This is a genomic window from Bacterioplanes sp. CLAM21, from assembly GCF_059641015.1.
Genome location: NZ_CM184929.1, coordinates 850,608 through 869,944 on the forward strand (window position 1 = coordinate 850,608; position 19,337 = coordinate 869,944).

The following is a 19,337-nucleotide window of genomic DNA, read 5'->3' on the forward strand; positions in this document are numbered from 1 at the left end:
GTAAACGGTCGGTGCTTTGCTAATTCCTTGATAAGCAAGGCTGAACCAATGCTGAATATGAGCAAAGCGGACGTTTTTAAGCGTCTATTACGCGCATCACAATTTACGAAGCCCTTGCTTGCATTGCTGAAAACAAGCACATAGTCTAACCCCACAATCGAATCGCCCTGTTTTAGCAAGGTGATTTCTGGCTTTACCCTTGAGCTTATGTCGTTGATCAGCATGATGCTCTGGGCGGCCAGCAACAAAGAGTTGAGCTTGTTAGGTGGTAACTTGGGTCGGTTAAAAAATAGACGATTTGTCGTCCTTTAAAAAGCCGATTGTTATTTCCTGGTGAGGCTTTACAGGCGTTACAGCTGCGGTCTAGAATGCCGGTGCTCGTGTAGGTGCATCCTATGCGGTTGTACTGTGTGCCATCAACTTATGGAAATGGCCGCATAGTAACGGAAAATAAATTGATCAATTTATTTGAATCATCGACGTTAATGGAGAACGACTAATGTCATTGAGTGATTACAGTCAAACCCAGCAGTATGTCATCAATCTGTACCTGGCGATCGCAGATCGCGCACCTACTCAAGCCGAACTGAACAACGGCGTGGTGGCTATTGCAGAAAATGGCGTACAATCTCTGGCAAACACCCTGTTGGAAGAAGCTAACCTGGAAACAGGCGACGTTTCTGACACTGAATTCGTAAGTGCACTGTACGACAACTTCCTGGGCCGTACCGCCGATAATGGTGGTGTTGACCAGGCAGGTCTGGACTACTGGGCTGGCTTGCTGAGCGGTCTGGATTCTATCAGCCGTTCACAGCTGGCTGTTCACTTCCAGTACACTGCTAGCTTGTTCACCACTACTGGTGATGAAGCAATCGACGCTCTGGTTAACCAAGGCCGTGTTAACTACGATGCAAAAATCGAAGTGGCTTTGGAAAATCTGGATCCAGATACTACTATTCCAGATCCTGATGGCGGCGACTCAACTACTATCCGTATCGATGGTAAAACTGTTATTTCTGGTACTGACGGGGACGACAGCTTCGTTTCTCGCGGCAGCCTAGACGACTCTAAAGTACTGGAAGGCAAAGGCGGTACTGACACGCTGGTAGCTGACCTGTTCGACGAAGAGCTGTCATTCGAAACCAACGGTGTTGAAAACCTGTTCTTCCGCAACCAGTTGGAAGACAACGCTGCGGGCAGCAACGAGCTGGGCGCTGCACAAGTGGATGCTGAGCTGTTCACTGGCGTTAAGCAAGTTTGGTCTCTGGACAGCCGTGCTGATCTGGTGATTGAAGACTTGAACATCGCTGATGATGAAATCACTTCTGACATCACTCTGGGTATGCGCAGCACTGACAACCAAGTTGACTACGAAGTGTACTTCGATCAACTGTCTCTGCGTGCCGCCGCACCACAAGCGTCTAACTCACAGATTAACTACGAGCTGCGTGACTTGCGTACCGTTGGTACCAACGAAGCTGAGCCTCTGGGTAACCTGAACATCGACGGTATCCGTTTTGAGCTGGAAGGTGTTACTTACACTCTGCGTGACACAGACACTAGCTCTGCCATCGACGATGCTAAAACCTACCAAGAATTAGAAACTGCATTGCAAGCTGCTCTGGCAGAAGCACAAGCTGCTGATTCTGCTCTGAATGGTTTGAGCATTTCTTTGGGCGCAAGCTTTGACATTCCAGCAGAAGCGAACGCGGGCAACGCGATCAACAACGCTGGTCTGACTGTTCAGTTGGTTGACGCCAGTGGTCGTGACCTGGACAACCCGAACTACACCCGTAACGAAGACTCTACCGGTGGTTTCACCCTGTACGGTGAATTCAGCGTAGGTGCTCCTACCACTTCTGCGGCTAAGATCACCAGCAACATTATGCTGGACAACGTAGGTTCTGGCTCTAAAGGCGGTGACTTGGTTGTTGGCGGTATGTCTACTGGCGCTAACTCTGGTTCTATCGGCGTTGAGAAATTCAACCTGATCGTTCAGCGTGATAGCTGGTTGGAATCTGTTCGTTCTACTAACAACGACGATGCCAACTCTCGCAATGTGTTGAGCGAAATCGTTGTAACCAACGACGCAACCTTCACTGGTGACCTGCGCATCGATGGTGGTACTACTGGTGGTGCACAGCAAGACGGTTACGACACGGCTGCACACGGTATCGAAAACGTTCAGATCTGGAACTCAACTGCATTCAACGGTGATGTGACGTCTCTGACTGCACGTCTGGATGCTGACGTTGTTGCTCAGTACCTGAACCTGGCTGATATCGCTCCTAACACGTCTGCAACTGACAACGTTGACTTCGCCTACAACTTTGGTGCAGGCGCTGACGCTCTGAACCTGGACGTAGCAAACGAAGTTGCTTCTCACGAAGATTTCGTGCTGAACATTTCTACTGGTGCTGGCAACGATACTGTTGACCTGGATCTGGATCTGGAAACTGCCGATCTGACTGACATCGTTAACCAAGCTCTGCTGAACAACGTATCTATCGATACTGGTGCTGGTAACGACACTGTTGATATCGAAGACAGCGGTGAAGTATTCGTAACTACCGCTGGTGGTGACGACACTGTTTACATTGCTCAAGACGGCGCAAAAGCTAACTGGGCTCTGTTTAACGACAACGGTACAGTGGCATACACTGGTGCAAACTTGGACGCGCTGCAAAGCGACGCGACTGAGCTGTACTACCTGGTTGATTCTCGTCTGACCATCACTTACCTGGGCTTCCAGGCAGTGGTTGACGTACCAACCATCAACGGCTCTGGTCTGGCTACTCAGCGTGAAATTGGTAACGCCATCAAAGCGGCTATCCAAGGTGATGCGGTTCTGAGCAAGCTGCTGTCTGCGAAAGACGGTGAAGGTAACATCCTGGAGATCACTTCTTTGATCGACGGTGCTACTGTTGCTGACACTGACCTGACAGTAACCATGAACACTCTGGTAGACGCCAATGGCGCTACTCAGGCAGGTGCTGCATACGCCGGTACTTTGACTGCGACCCAACTGACTTCTTTGATCGATCTGTTGATCGACAATGGTGTTGGTACTGGTCTGAGTTCTGCTTCTAACGCAGCAGCCGTCGGTGCTCAGTTGGATACTCTGATCGGTTTGGCAAACGGCCACTTGGCTGCTGCTCAAATCATCGAAGGTCTGGCAGGTGACAACGCTGATGACGAAACCAACACCAGCACCATCAATGTTGGCGCAGGCAGCAACGTCGTTGCTCTGTCTGACAACGATGCGGCAGGTGGTGTGAGCACTCACACTCTGGTCTTCGACACTGTGTTCACTCGCACTTCTGTTGTTAACTTCGAGTCTGCAACTGCGGCTGCTGAAAAAGACGTGATGGACTTCACCAGCTACCTGGATGGTTTGGTGTCTGCATCTGGTTCTACTCAGTCTCAGGTTCGTTCTGCAACTACCTTCAACGGTGATGCCACTACTGAAGCTAACTCAGTAACTGTGATCAACGATGTTGCTTTCACTACTACCGATACTTTCGCTGGTCTGAATGCAACTAACCTGTTGGCAGCGGTTAACACCACTAACAACACCCCATATGCTGGTGGTGCTCTGGCTGATGGTACTCTGAACGCGGCAGCAGCCGGTGGTCAGCCTGCGAACTTCGTAGGTACTATCACTGATCAAATCGTCTTCATCGAAGACGGTGCTGATGACGGTGTATACAAAGTATTCCACCTGACCAGCGACACTTCTGCGGCTACTGCTGCAGACTACACTGCAGCTGTTCTGCTGGGTACCATCGACTTTGGTGCTGAGCTGGATGCTACTATCGATGCGACCATCTTCGCATAAGATAGTGTGTAGCACTTGCTGCTAGAAATAGTGGCAGGTACAGTGACCCGGTTCGCCATTGGCGGGCCGGGTTTTTTTATGCATGGGGATTTATCATTGGAAAACTGGGTATTAGTTCAGCGCAGTCAATTGCAACATTCGTCTTGGTTGCCAGCGACAGACTTTTCACACGCTGCAGGGCAGTGGTGTTTGCCAGCATTGCTGGACGAAGTAGAGCACTTAATGCGAGTGTACCCGCTGGCCTTTATTCAGCAGTCAGATGAAACCTATCAGCTGGTATCCGTGGTGGCGTTTAACGCTTCGCAGCCATTATTCGTTGATGAGCAGGGTAACTGGCTAGCTGGTTATATACCGGCGTATTTGAGGCAGTACCCCTTTGCGATTCAGCGCACTGATAAAGGGGCGGCGTTAGCTTTTAATACCGACAGTGGTTTGTTACTGGATACCATCAGTTCGGATGGAAACCGTTTTTTTGATGACGAAGGTGAGCCGTCCGAGTCATTGCAGGCGGTGCAAAAATTTCTCAGCGCCAGTGAAAAATCGCGCCTGCAGACACAGGCATTAACGGATTTGCTGGTGCAGTACGATTTGCTCACTCCCTGGCTGGTATCGGGAGAAGGCGATCAACAGCATGTGCGCTGTTATTGTGTGAATGAGAAAAAACTGGCGACTTTGGATGCCGATGTGTTGAAATCTTTGACCGCATCCGGTGCGTTGAAGTTGGCCTATGCGCAGCGAATGTCGATGCCGCGGCTCGAATTGCTGCAACAGGTGGCGAAACAGCGAAGCCAGGCAAAAGTTGACCTAGATGATGTGGATATAGAATCCATGTTTGACGACGATGATGATGTTTTGAGTTTTGACTGACCTGTTTGGTAACTAATGGACCAAATTGGCCAGGTTGACTGGTATTTTTGGTCCTTTATGGTATGGTGAGCGGGTCGATGATTGTTAAGTCAGATACGGGCCAACCCAGGGAAAGGGTTGGCCTTTTTTGTTTGTGCTAATGCATCGATTTGAGTTGGGCCTGCTGATATACTCCGTGCTCGTTTATTTTGACTGGAGTCGTTATGGCCGGTAACAAAGACCAAACAGCGGCAAGAACGGTAACCATTGGTGATACCGTGTATCCCGTCTCTGATATGAGCCAGGACGCCAAAGAAGCGCTTGTGAAAGTGGATATTACCGATCGCTTTATCGAAAACCTTGAAGCCCGTTTATCGATGGCGCGTACGGCCAGGGCTAAGAGCGTCAATGATCTCAAAATAGTATTGCAGTCTGGCGAGAAATAACCGGAACCACACCATGACAGAAAAAAAGACTAAAGCACCTGCGAAGAAATCCTCAGCCAAAAAAGCGACTAAGCAGCAAGAAGCGAGCATTGTCATTGATGGTAACGAGTATTTAATTTCTGCACTCAGCGATCGTGCCAAAGCACAGATTGTTAATCTGCGAGCCACTGATGAGCGTGCCGAACAGCTACAGCAGGAACTGATGATTGTCCAAACGGCTCGCCAGGCATACGCGAATGCGTTGAAAACAGAGCTTGCAGCAGATAATGGTAAGGACGCCGAGGTTACCATTCAGTAATGCTGGAGCCCGGAGTGTGGTGGTACTCTGCCACCCCTCTGGCAATATCATTTGATTCACATCCCTTCTTGGCAGGCAATCAAACACTGGTTGCATGAAGCCGACAAACTTCAACACATACTGGTTAGCCTGGTTCTGATGCAGATGGCATTGTTTGTTATGCCGTTCTGGCCTGCAGCGCTGCTAGTGTCTGTTATTGGCTTGGCGAAAGAAGTCTGGGACCATTTTTACGGTTCGTTTTTTTGCTGGCGAGATATTTATGCTAATACCTTTGGCATTATTCTCGGATGGCTATTGCTGCTGCCGTTTCGTTAATGCAGAGTGATAGCTGTGTTACCTAGCAGGCAACACAGCTCCACAGATTACTGCGACAGCCACTGTAAGTCGATTTGTGCTGCTTTAATCAGCTCAATATGGCGTTCTGCCAAGGCCTCCCAGCTGTAGGCCTGCAACCACTGAACACGTTTTTGCTGGCACTGCGTTATTTCAGCGCGATTATCGCCACGCCACGTCGCTAGCAATAACTGCTCAATATGTTCACTCTTAAACCCAGCCAGGGGTAAAGTGACGTCTCGCACTTCCGAGAAAATCCGTGCTGGGGTGACGGCAACGGTCTGGCAGTTGGCCACCGCAATACGCACCGCGCCACTGCTGGACTCAGGTGTCTCACGATAAGGCATCACCAGAACATCACACTGGCTCAGATAGTGAGCGACTGCCTCTTCAGGCAAAAATTCATATTTAAAGGTGGTGCAATCTTCCAGCTCAAGCTCTTTCAGTCGTTGTTGGCATTTGGCTCGATAGCGCACAGACTCGTCGTTGCTGTGCTCGCTGTTAATGAGTAGCAGCTCAGCGTGAGCATCGGGCTGTTGCTGACGGAATGCCGCAAAAGCGTCGATAAGTTCAAGTACGCCTTTGTGTTCAAACAGAAAGCCAAAGCAGCCAACCTTCCAAGTATTGGAGCGGGGTTTGAGCTCACCCAGCGTCTCTGGATTGGCCACATTGCCGTGCGGACGGAACAGCAGGTTGTCGCTGACGCCCAGCTGGCGCAGGTTATTAAGGTCATCCACCGTATGTACGATGACTCGATAAAATTGATTCAGGGTGCGTGCTGTCTGCATTGCCATAGGTTTCGGCAGCTGCAACAGTGGCAGGGTGGTATGCAAAGTGATCAAACGCAGCCGACCAGCACGAGTCGCTGCACCAATGGCCTGCTCCAACCACTCATCCAGGTTAAAGAAGCTCGGATGGTGCTGAATCCATATTGGCTGATCACCGTCGCGCAGTATTTCCAGTCGCATCGGGCTTTGGGTCGCCCATTCGTAGCTTACCTGTGTGATTCGGCCATTATTGGGGCTATCCGATGGCGATCTGCGGGTTGTGATCACTGTGATATCCATCCCTGCTGCCACCATGGCATCGCTTTGATAACGACTGTATTCGGCAATTCCGCAGCGTTCATCCCAAGTGCTGATGAGGGTTAACTGATTGTGCTGCGGTTGTGGTCGGCTGGCGGCAAACTGCCCTAGGGCTTGAATCGCGGCGCCCAGTTGCTGGCGTGATTCAGGGCTGTAGAAGCGCTGATAAATCGCTTGGCGTGTCGGTGTTAGGTCGAGATTTGTAGTTAGGCTAGTGAGACTGGCTTCGCAAGCTCTTACCAAATCGTCGACATCCGGATCTACCCAAAGAGAGTCGCGACTGCTGACATGGCTGGATGATAAGGAGAAGTGGTAGTTCACCAGCTCGGCTTGGGAGTCTGCCAGAAAGTCGGTTTGAGCACCGTAGCCAGTAGAAATAACAGGCACTCCATAGCGACAAGCCTCAATGGCGGGAAGATTTAAGCCTTCTCCGCGACTTGGTAAAACAACAGCACTGGCCTGGCGGTATAAGTCGGCCATTTGCTCGTCGCTGTAGTCTTGTTCAATTAACGTGACTCGTTGTTGATGTGACGGAGACAGCAATTGTTCAATCAAGTGTTGGCATTGGTTGTGTGGGTTGGGAAACGTTTTAATGGTGAGCGTCAGATCTGGATGACGCGCCGCGAGAACATCAAATGCTCTCAATAATACGTCCACTCCTTTGCGTGGAAAGCATGACGAAACATGGAGTAGGTTTCTGGGTTTGATGTCGGCTGGCGCACAGAGATCGTCATCGCGCCAGTCTTCCAGCGGCATAGGAATGTGGGCAATAGGAAGCTGGCAACCGGAATCAATCAGTGCCTTACGTACTAGGTAGCTCATAACGAGCACGCCACGGTAGCAGCGATTTATCTGCTCTATGGTTTGTGCTGGTATTTGTGACTCTTCCCAGAAAAATAACAGCAGAGGTGTACTGTTGGGGTCGGGGTTCTCAACCACAGGGAAATGATGATAGAGCGTTATGTCACACTCCCCTAAGTGCTGCTTTAAAGCCTGTAACGCCGCTTCATGTGCAGCAGGTACGTCTTTTATTTCCTCTGTTGCCGCGCCTTCTCGTGGGCGAATTGACAGTTGGGTGTGATCTTGTTGTGCTAATGCCAGTGCCAGCTGGCGGTTAACACTGGCAAGGCTATAGCTGCCACTAAAATGGCCATCAATCGCCAGCTTTAGTTCGTTCAACGACGGCTGAAACCGTTGCTGCAGGCTTAGCTGTCGGATTTTTGCCATAGGCAAAGTACGATCCAACGGTCCTGTCGCAGCGCCTTGTTGAAGCTCAGGAATAAAAGCGGTTAACCCCACTTTAACGGCCAATTTATTGGCTAGTCGCTTCTGCCCAATGAGACGCAGCAGCTTAATGGCTTGCCATTTGTAGAACAAACTGGTTCTGGCCGATTGACTCAGTTGCTTGATCCAATCGCGGCGTCGTACATACAGATTATGAATAGGACGCATGACGGCAATTGGAAGAGTGAGAGCACGCAGTTTTTGCTCGTGTACTTCGATCAAACTGGCGTAGTGATCCAGCGTCTGTTGAAATTGTTGCTGTTGCTGCATTAGCTGTTGGCGCAAATGATTGTTCTCAATCTGGCGCTCATCGAGAACACGCTGATGATCAGCGACGGCCGTGGATACGTTTTCATGCCCTTGTGCCAGGCGCTGCAAGTCGTTAAATAAGCGCTCAGTATCGCCTTGCTGTTTCTCAAAAGACTCGTGCATAAAGTTGTCGTAGCGAGTAGCGAGTTCCAGCAGGGTTTGACCTTTAGGGCCTTGAAGGGCTGCGGCCAATGCATCGTCGTCAGGTCCATTAGGCTTCAGGGCAACAATAGCGTAGTCCGGGCTTACGCCATTAAAAACAGTATGCATCGAAGGCGCGCGTTGCTCAGCTTCGGCTGGAGTGTTGAGACGCCATATATTGGCGGCAGTAAAACCATAATGCTGAACGGCAAAATCCATCAATGCAGGTGGCAATGGTGCTTTATGAGTCGGGTCCATATAGAAATAGCAGCTGCCGATCAGCGGGTTTTCTGGATTTGGCGTTTCCAGCAGTAATATGCCACCTGGGGCCAATACACGGCTTACTTGTTCTAATAGAGTCGTTAACAGGTCAAAAGGCAGATGTTCTATCAGATGAAAGGCGGAAATCAGATGAAAACTATGCGCTGGGCACTGTTGCAGGTACTCAAGGGCATCGTCAATAACCAGGGTTGCGAGAGATCCATCGGCCTGGTTCAACATATCTGGGTCGCTATCAACGCCGGTCATCTGCAGGCCTTGCTCGCGGGCAAAAGCGAGCCATTCTCCACGACCACACCCAAGATCGAGGCCCAACACGTTAGTATCAAACGAGTGCTGCAATGCTTCTAGCAGCGGTTGGTAGACCGCCAGTCGCTGTTTGATACTGTCCGTGCTGCCACGGTGTAGTGCTTCAAATTGTGAATAAAATCCCTCGGACATGACGACTCTGCAGTTTTAAGGTTAAACGTGGTGGCGGATCATAGCATTATTGAGATCGATTACAGAGAGGGAGGCGCAGCGCCTACGACTCGAGTTCCTGGCATGTTCGGCGCTCTCCAACTCTGGTTGCTGTGTTGAACAAGCGTCGTACTAATGTGCTCAGTAATTCATTGTCTTGTGTATCCTTAGTCTGCATCTAAGGGCCGCCATCTGATATTATCCGGCGCACTTATATTGAACTTAAATAATTCGGTTGATTAGACCCTCATGAAAAGTGCATTAATCACAGGTATTACCGGGCAGGATGGTGCCTATCTGGCTCAGTTTTTGTTGCAGAAAGGCTATCGCGTTATCGGCGTGGCACCGCGTCGTAGCTCAGCTGATGTAAACCTGGCGCGGTTGGAGTGGCTGGGTATCGACAAGGATATCGAGCTTATTGACGGTGATCTGACGGACCTATCCAGTCTTATTCGGTGTGTGCAGCACGCCAACCCCGATGAAGTGTATAACCTAGGTGCACAATCATTTGTTAAAACGTCTTGGGACCAGCCACTGTTAACAGGTCAGGCAACGGGTCTTGGTGCTGTGAATATGCTTGAAGCTATTCGGATTGCAAAGCCAGACGCACGTTTCTACCAGGCCTCTACCTCTGAAATGTACGGTCTGATCCAAGAACCGATGCAAAAAGAAAGTACACCTTTCTACCCACGCTCACCCTATGCTGCGGCCAAATTGTACGCTCACTGGATGACCGTCAATTATCGCGAAAGCTTCGATATGTACGCTTGTAGCGGCATTCTGTTTAACCATGAGTCACCTTTGCGCGGTTTGGAGTTTGTCACCCGCAAAGTGACGGATGGTGTTGCTCGAATCAAGTTGGGTCTGGAGACTGAGTTGCGACTGGGTAACATCGATGCCAAGCGTGACTGGGGCCATGCCCGCGACTACGTTCAGGCAATGTGGATGATGTTGCAGCAGGATCAAGCTGATGACTTTGTCATTGCGACGGGCCGTACCACGACGGTACGTGATATGTGCCGTATTGCATTTGATGCCGCAGGACTCGACATGGATGAGCACTTGGTGATTGACCCGGCGTTTTTCCGCCCGGCGGAAGTAGAGATTTTATTGGGCGATGCCAGCAAGGCGAAGCAGAAACTGGGGTGGCAGGCTGAGACCAGTTTGGAAAGTATGATTGAAGAAATGTATGCCGCTGATGTGCAGCGTCTGAGCTAACAATGGCAGACACGATCACCATTTTGGTTACCGGGGCAGGCGGTTTTGTTGGTCGTTACCTGATGCCTGCCCTGCGTCAACGTTGGCCTGCTGCCCAGTGCATTGGCACCGGCCTGCACGGTGATGAGGACTGTCGTGCACTGGATGTGTGCGATGCTGATGCCGTCGCCCGTTTAGTGGCTGAAGTCAAACCACAGCTGACCATTCATTTAGCAGCCCAGGCCAGCGTCGGGAAAAGTTTCGCTGAGGAACAAAAGACCTGGGATATCAATCTGCAAGGATCGCTCAATCTGTTTGCAGCCTTGCGTCAGCACGCAGCAAACTCAGCATTGATGTTTATCAGTTCATCCGACGTGTACGGCGCCAGTTTTAAGGCCGGAACCGTACTCGCCGAAGACGCCTTGCTGCAGCCACTCAATCCCTATGCGGCTAGTAAAGCTGCCGCTGATCTTGCCGCTGGGCAGCTAGCGGCTACCAGCGATTTGCGTGTCGTCAGGATGCGTCCTTTTAATCACAGTGGTGCGGGCCAGGCTCAGGGCTTTGTATTACCCGACTTTGCTGCGCAAATTGCTCGTATTGAGCGTGGTGAGCATGACCATATTGCAGTGGGCAACCTAACCGCACAGCGAGACTTTCTGCATGTGGCCGATGTTGCTGATGCTTATGTCAGCGTGGCGGCACTGCTGTTGCAAAACGACCCTAAGTTACAGACAGGGGAAGTGTTAAATGTCGCTTCGGGCCAGCCCGTTGCGATATCGCAATGGTTGCAGCAGATGATCATACAAGCCAACTGCACGGTCGACGTTGTGCAAGATGCAGCGCGCATACGCCCCAGTGATATAGCGTTGGCGGCAGGGGATGCCAGTCGCTTGCGTCAGCTCACGGGTTGGCAACCTAGGTATGATCAACGGCAGTTGGTTGCTGAGCTGTTGGACGCATTTCGTTAACACAAATGAGCCATGACCTCGAAGTTAACCCTGCGGTGGCGGTGTAAGGCGCGTTTGCGCAAATACACCAGCCATCTGGCCAGCAGAACGATCCGAATCTGTGGCCAATGTCAGCAAACGACAAGCAGACGGCGCCAGCTAGTGTTATCTTCTTGTAAGTGCAATGCGTCGCGCTTGTTACTCTACAAGTAGCTGGCATAATGTCCGCTCCGGGGAATCGCGGCAGTGGTTGCCTTTTCGTTAGGAATTTTCATGTTCGAACGCTTCTTACAGTGGCCACGTCTGACTAAACGCTTGTTAACGGTAGCGTCTGATACTTTGGTGTTGGGCTTGGCTTTGTGGGTTTCTGTTTCGCTCTATCGCGATCAATTTTATATCCCTTCGCAACAGGATATTTTGCTGTATTTGTTAACACTGACGGTGACCGTCACGGTTTTCATACGGCTGGGTTTATATCGTGCCGTATTACGCTTTTTAAGTGACAGAGCCATCTTGACCATTTCAACAGGCAGTTTATGTTCCGTTGCTGCGCTGTGGTTATTTGCTCATTTACTGCATATTCCAGTGACCTCAGCCGTGGTGGTTTGCTATGGCATGTTGGCTTTGTTGTTTGTTGGCGGCACCCGCTTCGGAATGCGTGCCCTCATCAACCGACCTGGCCATCGTAATAAAGAGGCGGTAGGTATTGTTGGCGTCGGAGAGACAGCACGGCAGTTAGCATCGGCCCTCAATCAGGGGACTGAGTTTCGACCGGCGGCCTTTTTTACACCTGAACATGTTGCAGACTTGTCGCTGATTGCTGCTTTGCCGGTGTACAAACTGGGTCATGCCGAGCGTGTGGTACGAGAGTTAGGCCTTAAAAAAATCTTGTTAGCGCTGGATGATGATAGTGACGGCTGTCGCTCGTCGCTGCAACGCCTGCAGGTGCTCAATCAATTGGAGTCCTTGTCGGTTCCCGTTCAAGCGGTGCCATCGGTGTCCTGCTTAGTATCGGGGCGTGTAAGAATCAGTGATATTCGTGACTTGGATGTGGAAGACCTGTTGGGTCGTGAAGCCGTCAGTATTCAACATGCCCAGCTTGAGCCAGAAATAGTAGGTCGAGCGGTGTTGGTTACTGGCGCCGGTGGATCGATTGGCTCGGAATTATGTCGGCAGCTATTGCGCCAGAAGCCGCGCAAGTTAGTGTTATTTGAGCAGTCCGAATATGCCTTGTATCAGCTTGAACGAGAGCTTAGGCAGCTACAACCTGGGACTGCTGAAACTGAGATAGTGCCGGTATTGGGTAGTGTGTTGCACCGTCGGCGCTGCACCACCGTAATGCGAGAACATGGCATTGAATTGGTGTATCACGCAGCAGCTTATAAACATGTGCCTCTGGTCGAGCATAACGTCATTGAAGGTGTGCAAAACAATGTATTTGGCACCTGGTATGCCGCCGAAGCAGCCATTGAAGCCGGTGTTGAACGCTTTGTGTTGATTTCTACCGATAAAGCCGTCAGACCGTCCAATATTATGGGCGCCAGCAAGCGTATGGCTGAGCTGGTGTTGCAAGGGCTGGCAATGCGGCAGAGCGATACTGTGTTCACCATGGTGCGCTTTGGCAATGTATTGGGCTCTTCGGGTTCAGTGGTGCCGTTGTTTCGAGAGCAAATACGTGAAGGCGGACCTGTCACGGTCACGCATCCCGACATCTGCCGTTATTTTATGACTATCCCGGAAGCCGCTCAGCTGGTATTGCAGGCCGGTAATATGGCCGGTGGTGGTGAAGTCTTTGTGTTGGACATGGGCGAACCCGTTAAGATCGCAGACTTGGCGCGCAAGATGATCCACTTAATGGGGCTAACAGAACGAACGCTCAGCAACCCAGGTGGTGATATAGAAGTTGTATTCACTGGATTAAGACCCGGTGAAAAGCTGTTTGAAGAACTGTTGATTGGCAATGACCCTCAGGGGACCACTCATCCTCGGATTATGATGGCACGGGAGCATGCTGAACCCTGGCATCAGGTGGCAGAAATGTTAGAGCAGTTGAGTCGGGCAAGTCGTGAATTTGATCATGAGCGAATTGTGTATCTGCTTTATCATGCTCCTCTTGGGTATCAGCCACAGCAGCTCCCCTCTCTTTCAGAGCCGCGTTCTGGTGTGGAAGCCAGCAATGTTCGGCCATTTAAAGTGGGTGGCGACAAAGCACGCTAGTTGGCTATCCCTATTCTCTTGACTATACCGGTCAGCCCTTACGCTGATGCCCTATAGGCACAGCATGATTGATGACGAGTAACACGATTTGCGAAGCCTATTAAACCGCTTGCGTCGTTCGCCGCGGTTGTATCCTTTTTTTATGAGCTGGGTTGATCGCTGGCCCTGGCTGCGGGCCCAGTTGCGTGACTGGGTTGAAAACCGCGCAGCTCCAACCCCTGAGCCAGCTGGTCAGTGGCCCGATTGGCATGAGCGTTTTCAGCAACAATCTTTGCCAGATGTTGATCTGGATATTTTGCGCTTCTGGTATGCAGGTTATTTAGGCTTGCTATCGAAGCCTACCGTGCCCGTGATAGATACGCTGTCGAGACGACAGTTACTGGTTGATGTCTCTGATTTAGTGCGGTTCGACTTACAGACGGGCATTCAGCGTGTGGTGCGTAACATCCTAAAACCCTGGCTTTTGTCCTCTGATGTCAACTGGCATGTAGAGCCAGTGTTTGAAGTTCAGGGCCATTATTATTATGCCCGCCGTTTTACTTGTCAGTGGCTCAATATAGAGCGAACGGAGGCCATGAATCAGGAGTTGCGCGACCATCGGGTTAGCGTCAAAGCGGGAGATGTTTTTGTCGGGCTGGACTGGTCGATGCCGATGCTGCGCCGGGCTGAACCTTTACTGCAGCAATGGCGTGAACTTGGCGTGTCGATGAACTTTGTGGTCTACGACCTATTACCGTTGACACTGCCACAGTTTTACCCGAAAGACTTTGCCGCTGAGATGGATGATTGGTTGTTGCTCCTAGCACGACTAGGGGATGAGTTATGGTGCATTTCCGCGACGGTGGCAGAGCAGGTTGAACAGCGTTTGCAGCAGCATTGCGTCAGTGCGCCGTCGATTTGCCATTTTCCTATGGGCTATGACACCAGCCAGGTGGCTGCTCAGCGCCCAGCCGGAATCTCATTACCTGATAGCGCGGCGGTTGTTTTAATGGTGGGTACCATAGACCCCCGTAAGGGTCACCTAGCGGTGCTAGATGCGGTGGAAACACTCTGGCAGCAAGGCATTGAGGTGACTCTGGTGGTTATCGGCCGCCCAGCCAGCCGGGTGGAACCTGAGATTGCTCGATTGAAGCAGTTGCAGCAGCACGATGTGCCTGGGCAGCGGTTGTTGTGGCAGGACAATTGTGACGACAGTGGTCTGGAATGGTGGTATCAGCGGGCGCAATGGTTATTGGCTGCCAGTGAAGGTGAAGGCTATGGCTTACCGATACTCGAAGCGGCGCAGCGAGGTGTTCCGGTATTGGCGCGTGATCTTCCTGTGTTTCGGGAGGTGGCACCGGCTGGAACACAATTTTTTGCTGACGATCAACAGCTGGTCGAGGCTATACAAGGCTGTTTGCAGTGCCAGCCATCGAGGCATCCTGCGTGTATCAATACGACTTGGGCGGACAGTGCCGAATTCTTGCTTAAGCGACTGTCTCTCTAACCCGGGCAAGTACAGCTTCTGTTATGATGCGCGCCTCTTGATGAATATTGCTTAGTGTTGCCGGTCATGATGTCTTTTAACAATTCAGATGATGCTTGTTCTGAACTGGTCAGTATTTGTATGCCGGCATACAACAGTGCTGCCACCATCCAATGTGCGATTGAGTCGGTGTTGCTGCAAAGCTGGTCAAATTGGGAGTTACTGGTGGTCGATGATGGCTCCACCGATGACACTGCGGCTGTGGTTAAGCAAATGGGCGATCGACGCATTCGCTTGCTGCGCCATGAGCAGCCAAGTGGCAGCCCAGCCAAGCCTCGCAACACTGCTTTATCTCATGCCCGTGGGCGTTATATCGCTTTTTTAGATTCTGATGATATCTGGCTGCCCAATAAACTCGCGCATCAGCTTGATTTTATGCGTCGTACATCGGCGGCGATCAGCTGCTGTGGCTATCGACGAGTGACCCCTGATGGCATATCACAGGATATTCTTCCTCCGTCACAGGCAGGTTACCGTGATCTGTTAAAGCAAAATACCGCCGGTTGTTTAACCGTGATGCTGGATAGGGACCAGTTACCTGACATTGCCTTTCCCGTTTGTGGTCATGAAGATTATGCCCTCTGGCTGAGTTTGCTGCGCCGTGGTTACAGCATTCAGGGCTTGCCAGAAGCATTGGCTGAATATCGAATGCAGCCAGGCTCGGCTTCTTCAAGTGCGATGCGCAACGTGGGCTTTTTGTGGCATATCTATTACCGCCTTGAACAATTGGGCGTTTGGCGCTCACTCATGCATGTGGTCGCTTATGCCTGGCGACGGCAAAAGCGCTACCTAATTTAGCTAGGAGAGATGTGTCATTGAACGTGTTAGTGACGGGCGCTAATGGTTTTATCGGCCGCTATACATGCCAGGCATTGCATGCCGCAGGTCACCAGGTGGTTGCTGTGCAGCGACGCATCTCTTCTGCCCCCTGGCAGCTCATGCAGTGGCCAGAAGATGGCCAATGGGATCTGCAAGGCGTTGATGCGGTGGTGCATTTGGCGGCCATAACGCAGGGCTCAGAAGAGCAACTGCAGGCAGTAAATGTCGATTTGACTCGATCCTTAGCGTTGGCATGTGAGCGAGATGGAGTAAAACATCTTATTTTCGTCAGCAGTATTGGCGTCTGTGGAGCTGGTTCTAGTCATCCTTTGACAGAGTCGTCTACTTACGCTCCGCAAAACGCTTACACTCGCAGTAAAGCGGTGGCTGAAAATGAGCTGACGACGGTTGTTCAGCGCTGTAATTGGAGCATTGTTCGTCCTCCCTTAGTGTACGGTGTTGAAGCCAAGGGCAGTTTTGCCTTGCTGCTGCGTCTAGTGAACAGCGGCTTGCCCCTACCTTTTGCTGGTCTAAAGGCGCCACGCTCCATGGTGTATGTGGAGCACTTGGCAGAGCTACTTGTTGCCTGTGTGGAAAAACCAGCCGCAGCCAACAGTATCTTCCATGTTGCAGACGAGCCCGTCCTGCCGGTCGTCGATGTCATTCGCGAGCTGCAGCGAGCGAACGGGCGCTACTGGCACCGTTTACTGCCTATGCCATCGACGCTGTTAACGACGCTGGCGGCCCTGGCTGGCAAAGCCGAGGCCTTGCAACAGCTCAGCCAACCCTTGCTTGTGGATAGCAGCAAAGCTAGGCGCTTACTGAATTGGCACCCTCTATTGAGTACGCGCGAGGCGTTGCAACGCTGTGTACAGCCTGCAGCAGAGCCCGGCTGGCAGCGCATTGCTGATTGTCTGCTGGCGGCCAGCGGATTGGCACTGCTGTGGCCGCTGATGTTGGTCATGGCATTACTAAATAGCTTGCCCGCTGGTCAGCCGTTATTTCGACAGCAGCGCTTGGGACGCCAACAACGGCTTTTTACAATGGTCAAGTTCCGTACCATGGCACTGGACACTCCTTCCGTTCCAACCCATGAGCTGAAGCATCAAGGGCTGACGCCGCTGGGGCGCTTTTTGCGTAAAAGCAAATTTGATGAGCTACCGCAGCTATGGAATGTGTTGCGTGGTGATATGAGTTTGGTGGGTGCTCGTCCTGGTTTGCCTGGCCATACCGAATTGACGGTAGCGCGTTTACGCCATGGAGTTTTTGATCGTCGGCCGGGCATTACTGGTTTGGCACAACTGCAGGGCATCGATATGTCGACACCCGAAAAACTGGCCGCTACCGATGCGGCTATGTACCGTCAACTGACTCCCTGTCGTTACTTGCAATACATAGCGCTCACTGCGCTGCCGCCGCTAAAACGATGGTGGCCTTTATAAGTGTGTTGGCAAAGACGGCCCTAGCACTAATATTGATAGGCGGCTGGCAAACTGGGGCTATAATCTCTCGTCCATTAATGAGTAGCCTGAATGAACGTCCATGCCTTAGCCGAGCCGCCGATTGGCGGTGATTCTGATGAACCCTTATTTGCTCGCATTGCCGACGATGTGTATCAGCAAGGATACAGCATTCAGCCATTGGCATTGCCGAGTGATCTGGCCCTGTCGCTGGCGGCTGAAGTGCACGGCTTAGGGCCGGGCTATTTTGAGCGTGCCGGGGTAGGGCGCCAACGCGAGCACATTGTTAACCGCTTTATTCGTAACGACGATATTTGCTGGATCGACGGCACCAGTGAGCCATGTGCCCAGTGGTTGCAGTGGACCCAAGCATTGCAGGTGTATTTGAATCGACGTTTATTGCTCGGGCTGTTTTCATTTGAAAGTCATTACGCCTATTACCGCGCTGGCCATTTTTATAAACGTCATTACGACGCCTTTCGTGGACAAGCCAACCGTATTTTGACTGTGGTGGCGTATTTAAATCAGCACTGGCAACCCGACGATGGCGGTGAGTTGGTGCTGTATCGCAGTGACGACGATCAGCAAGGCATTAAAGTCGTGCCGGCATTGGGCAGCCTGGTGGTGTTTTTGAGTGAAGAGTTTCCTCACGAAGTACTGCCGGCGCAGCGAGATCGTTATTCGATCGCCGGCTGGTATCGACTGAATACCACCACCGGTGATCGCCTAGACCCTCCGGGCTAATGGTTGCCAGACTGAGACGGCGTGGCCCGGACTACCGCCATATTTTGACCAAGCCCGATTTTCACGCCATTCAGCAGTTGTTTGGGTTTCGCTCGGTGACGGTCGGTAGCTGGGTCAAGCTTGATGAAGCTGAACGGGCTGCTGAAGGGGTGTTTTATGCGCTGATGGATTTGCTGCATATTTTAGCCGCTGACCATCTGCAATATGGCTTACCGTCGTCACTGATTTCCCTGCGTAGCCGTTTGGCCCTCAAATATGGCAGTGGCGGCCAACCTGGCGTGGCCGCCCACTATGAACCCGCCAGTCGCACCTTTGCTTTGGCCAAAAATGCTGGCGCTGGCAGTTTGGCCCATGAGTGGTTTCACGGTTTTGACCATTATCTGGCAACGACCACCTATGGGGTCGATTCGACGGCATTTTCATCGTCTTGCTTTTATCGACAGCAAGTACCCGCTTCCTCCCATGCTTTGGTGGATGCCTGGCAGCATTGTCTGGCGATGATATTCGATGCTGAGGCTGAGCTTGTGTCATGCAGTTTCAACTATGACCGCCAGCTGTCGTTAAACTATTACCGTCGCCCAGAAGAAATGGCGGCGCGGGCATTTGAAGCCTTTATTGAAGATGCCGATATCGACAATTCTTATTTGGTCACGGGGACTCGCCAGGGCAGTGAAGCCGCTGCTGGTGTTTACCCTCTTGGTGCACAACGCCAGCGTATCAATGCGGCTTTTCGCGAGTACTTCTCACAGCTGAGTTATGCGCTGCTACGTAGCGGTGAATAACTGTTGACGAAAAGCGATTTTGACGTCGCTTTTAGCCGCTGAAAATAAAGTTTTTCACAGTATCTGTGGATAGATTTGGGAACAACTCGATGATAACTGTCAGCAGCCCCGCTAGCATGGCCTTTAGCTTAAATTGTTGTAGTTTTGATCACTGTTAGAATTTAGCCCAGGCCAGGTATGTCAAGGCTTGACAGTGATTTATTTACAACCACGGAAGGGGGTTAGGTAAGAGGTATGAGGCAAAAAAACAAACCTCCAAATGGCATTGATCGGGGCTTGAATGCAGACTCAAAGCTTGTTATGGACGTTGGATACAAGAGTTTCCACA

Annotated in this window: 14 protein-coding genes; 13 read left to right on the forward strand and 1 reads right to left on the reverse strand. The window is 51.3% G+C overall.

All coding sequences use genetic code 11. The annotated features are described in order from the left end of the window. Positions 1-499: 499 nt before the first annotated feature. The 5 genes from AC55FS_RS04085 to AC55FS_RS04105 all read left to right on the forward strand — a co-directional run bounded on the left by AC55FS_RS04085 (position 500) and on the right by AC55FS_RS04105 (position 5,743). Positions 500-3,838, forward strand: a complete 3,339-nt coding sequence (locus tag AC55FS_RS04085) for a DUF4214 domain-containing protein (protein WP_496934800.1) — start codon at positions 500-502, stop codon at positions 3,836-3,838. A gap of 78 nt (positions 3,839-3,916) precedes the next feature. Then, positions 3,917-4,705 (forward strand): SapC family protein, encoded by a 789-nt coding sequence (locus AC55FS_RS04090; RefSeq protein WP_496934801.1) that lies wholly within the window; start codon positions 3,917-3,919, stop codon positions 4,703-4,705. 203 nt (positions 4,706-4,908) lie between these two features. After that, the gene (locus AC55FS_RS04095; RefSeq protein ID WP_496934802.1) at positions 4,909-5,130 is read left to right on the forward strand and encodes a hypothetical protein; all 222 of its coding nucleotides are present in this window, start codon (positions 4,909-4,911) and stop codon (positions 5,128-5,130) included. 13 nt (positions 5,131-5,143) lie between these two features. Further along, a complete protein-coding gene (locus AC55FS_RS04100) occupies positions 5,144-5,428 on the forward strand; it encodes a hypothetical protein (protein ID WP_496934803.1) in 285 nt (94 codons plus the stop codon). Positions 5,429-5,479: 51 nt separating this feature from the next. After that, positions 5,480-5,743, forward strand: a complete 264-nt coding sequence (locus AC55FS_RS04105) for a hypothetical protein (protein WP_496934804.1) — start codon at positions 5,480-5,482, stop codon at positions 5,741-5,743. Between the two features lie 47 nt (positions 5,744-5,790). Here AC55FS_RS04105 and AC55FS_RS04110 read toward each other — a convergent pair whose 3' ends face one another. Beyond that, positions 5,791-9,300, reverse strand: coding sequence for a glycosyltransferase (locus AC55FS_RS04110; RefSeq protein ID WP_496934805.1), 3,510 nt, complete (start codon positions 9,298-9,300; stop codon positions 5,791-5,793). 267 nt (positions 9,301-9,567) lie between these two features. Here AC55FS_RS04110 and gmd point away from each other — a divergent pair, with 267 nt between their 5' ends. From gmd to AC55FS_RS04150, 8 genes are all read left to right on the forward strand, one after another. Beyond that, positions 9,568-10,536 (forward strand): GDP-mannose 4,6-dehydratase, encoded by a 969-nt coding sequence (gene gmd, locus AC55FS_RS04115; protein ID WP_496934806.1) that lies wholly within the window; start codon positions 9,568-9,570, stop codon positions 10,534-10,536. A gap of 2 nt (positions 10,537-10,538) precedes the next feature. Further along, positions 10,539-11,483: a GDP-mannose 4,6-dehydratase gene (locus tag AC55FS_RS04120; RefSeq protein ID WP_496934807.1), complete on the forward strand. Its 945-nt coding sequence runs from the start codon at positions 10,539-10,541 to the stop codon at positions 11,481-11,483. 252 nt (positions 11,484-11,735) lie between these two features. Next, the gene (locus AC55FS_RS04125) at positions 11,736-13,679 is read left to right on the forward strand and encodes a polysaccharide biosynthesis protein (protein WP_496934808.1); all 1,944 of its coding nucleotides are present in this window, start codon (positions 11,736-11,738) and stop codon (positions 13,677-13,679) included. An 88-nt stretch (positions 13,680-13,767) separates the two neighbouring features. After that, a complete protein-coding gene (locus tag AC55FS_RS04130; protein ID WP_496934809.1) occupies positions 13,768-15,165 on the forward strand; it encodes a glycosyltransferase family 4 protein in 1,398 nt (465 codons plus the stop codon). 66 nt (positions 15,166-15,231) lie between these two features. After that, positions 15,232-16,002 carry a glycosyltransferase family 2 protein gene (locus AC55FS_RS04135; RefSeq protein WP_496934810.1) on the forward strand — a complete coding sequence of 257 codons (771 nt, stop codon included), beginning with the start codon at positions 15,232-15,234 and terminating at the stop codon, positions 16,000-16,002. A gap of 11 nt (positions 16,003-16,013) precedes the next feature. Then, the gene (locus AC55FS_RS04140) at positions 16,014-17,465 is read left to right on the forward strand and encodes a sugar transferase (protein WP_496934811.1); all 1,452 of its coding nucleotides are present in this window, start codon (positions 16,014-16,016) and stop codon (positions 17,463-17,465) included. Positions 17,466-17,555: 90 nt separating this feature from the next. Then, a complete protein-coding gene (locus AC55FS_RS04145; RefSeq protein WP_496934812.1) occupies positions 17,556-18,227 on the forward strand; it encodes a 2OG-Fe(II) oxygenase in 672 nt (223 codons plus the stop codon). Then, a complete protein-coding gene (locus AC55FS_RS04150; protein WP_496934813.1) occupies positions 18,227-19,009 on the forward strand; it encodes a CLCA_X family protein in 783 nt (260 codons plus the stop codon). Before AC55FS_RS04145 ends, AC55FS_RS04150 begins: the two co-directional genes overlap by 1 nt. The last annotated feature ends 328 nt before the right edge of the window (positions 19,010-19,337 follow it).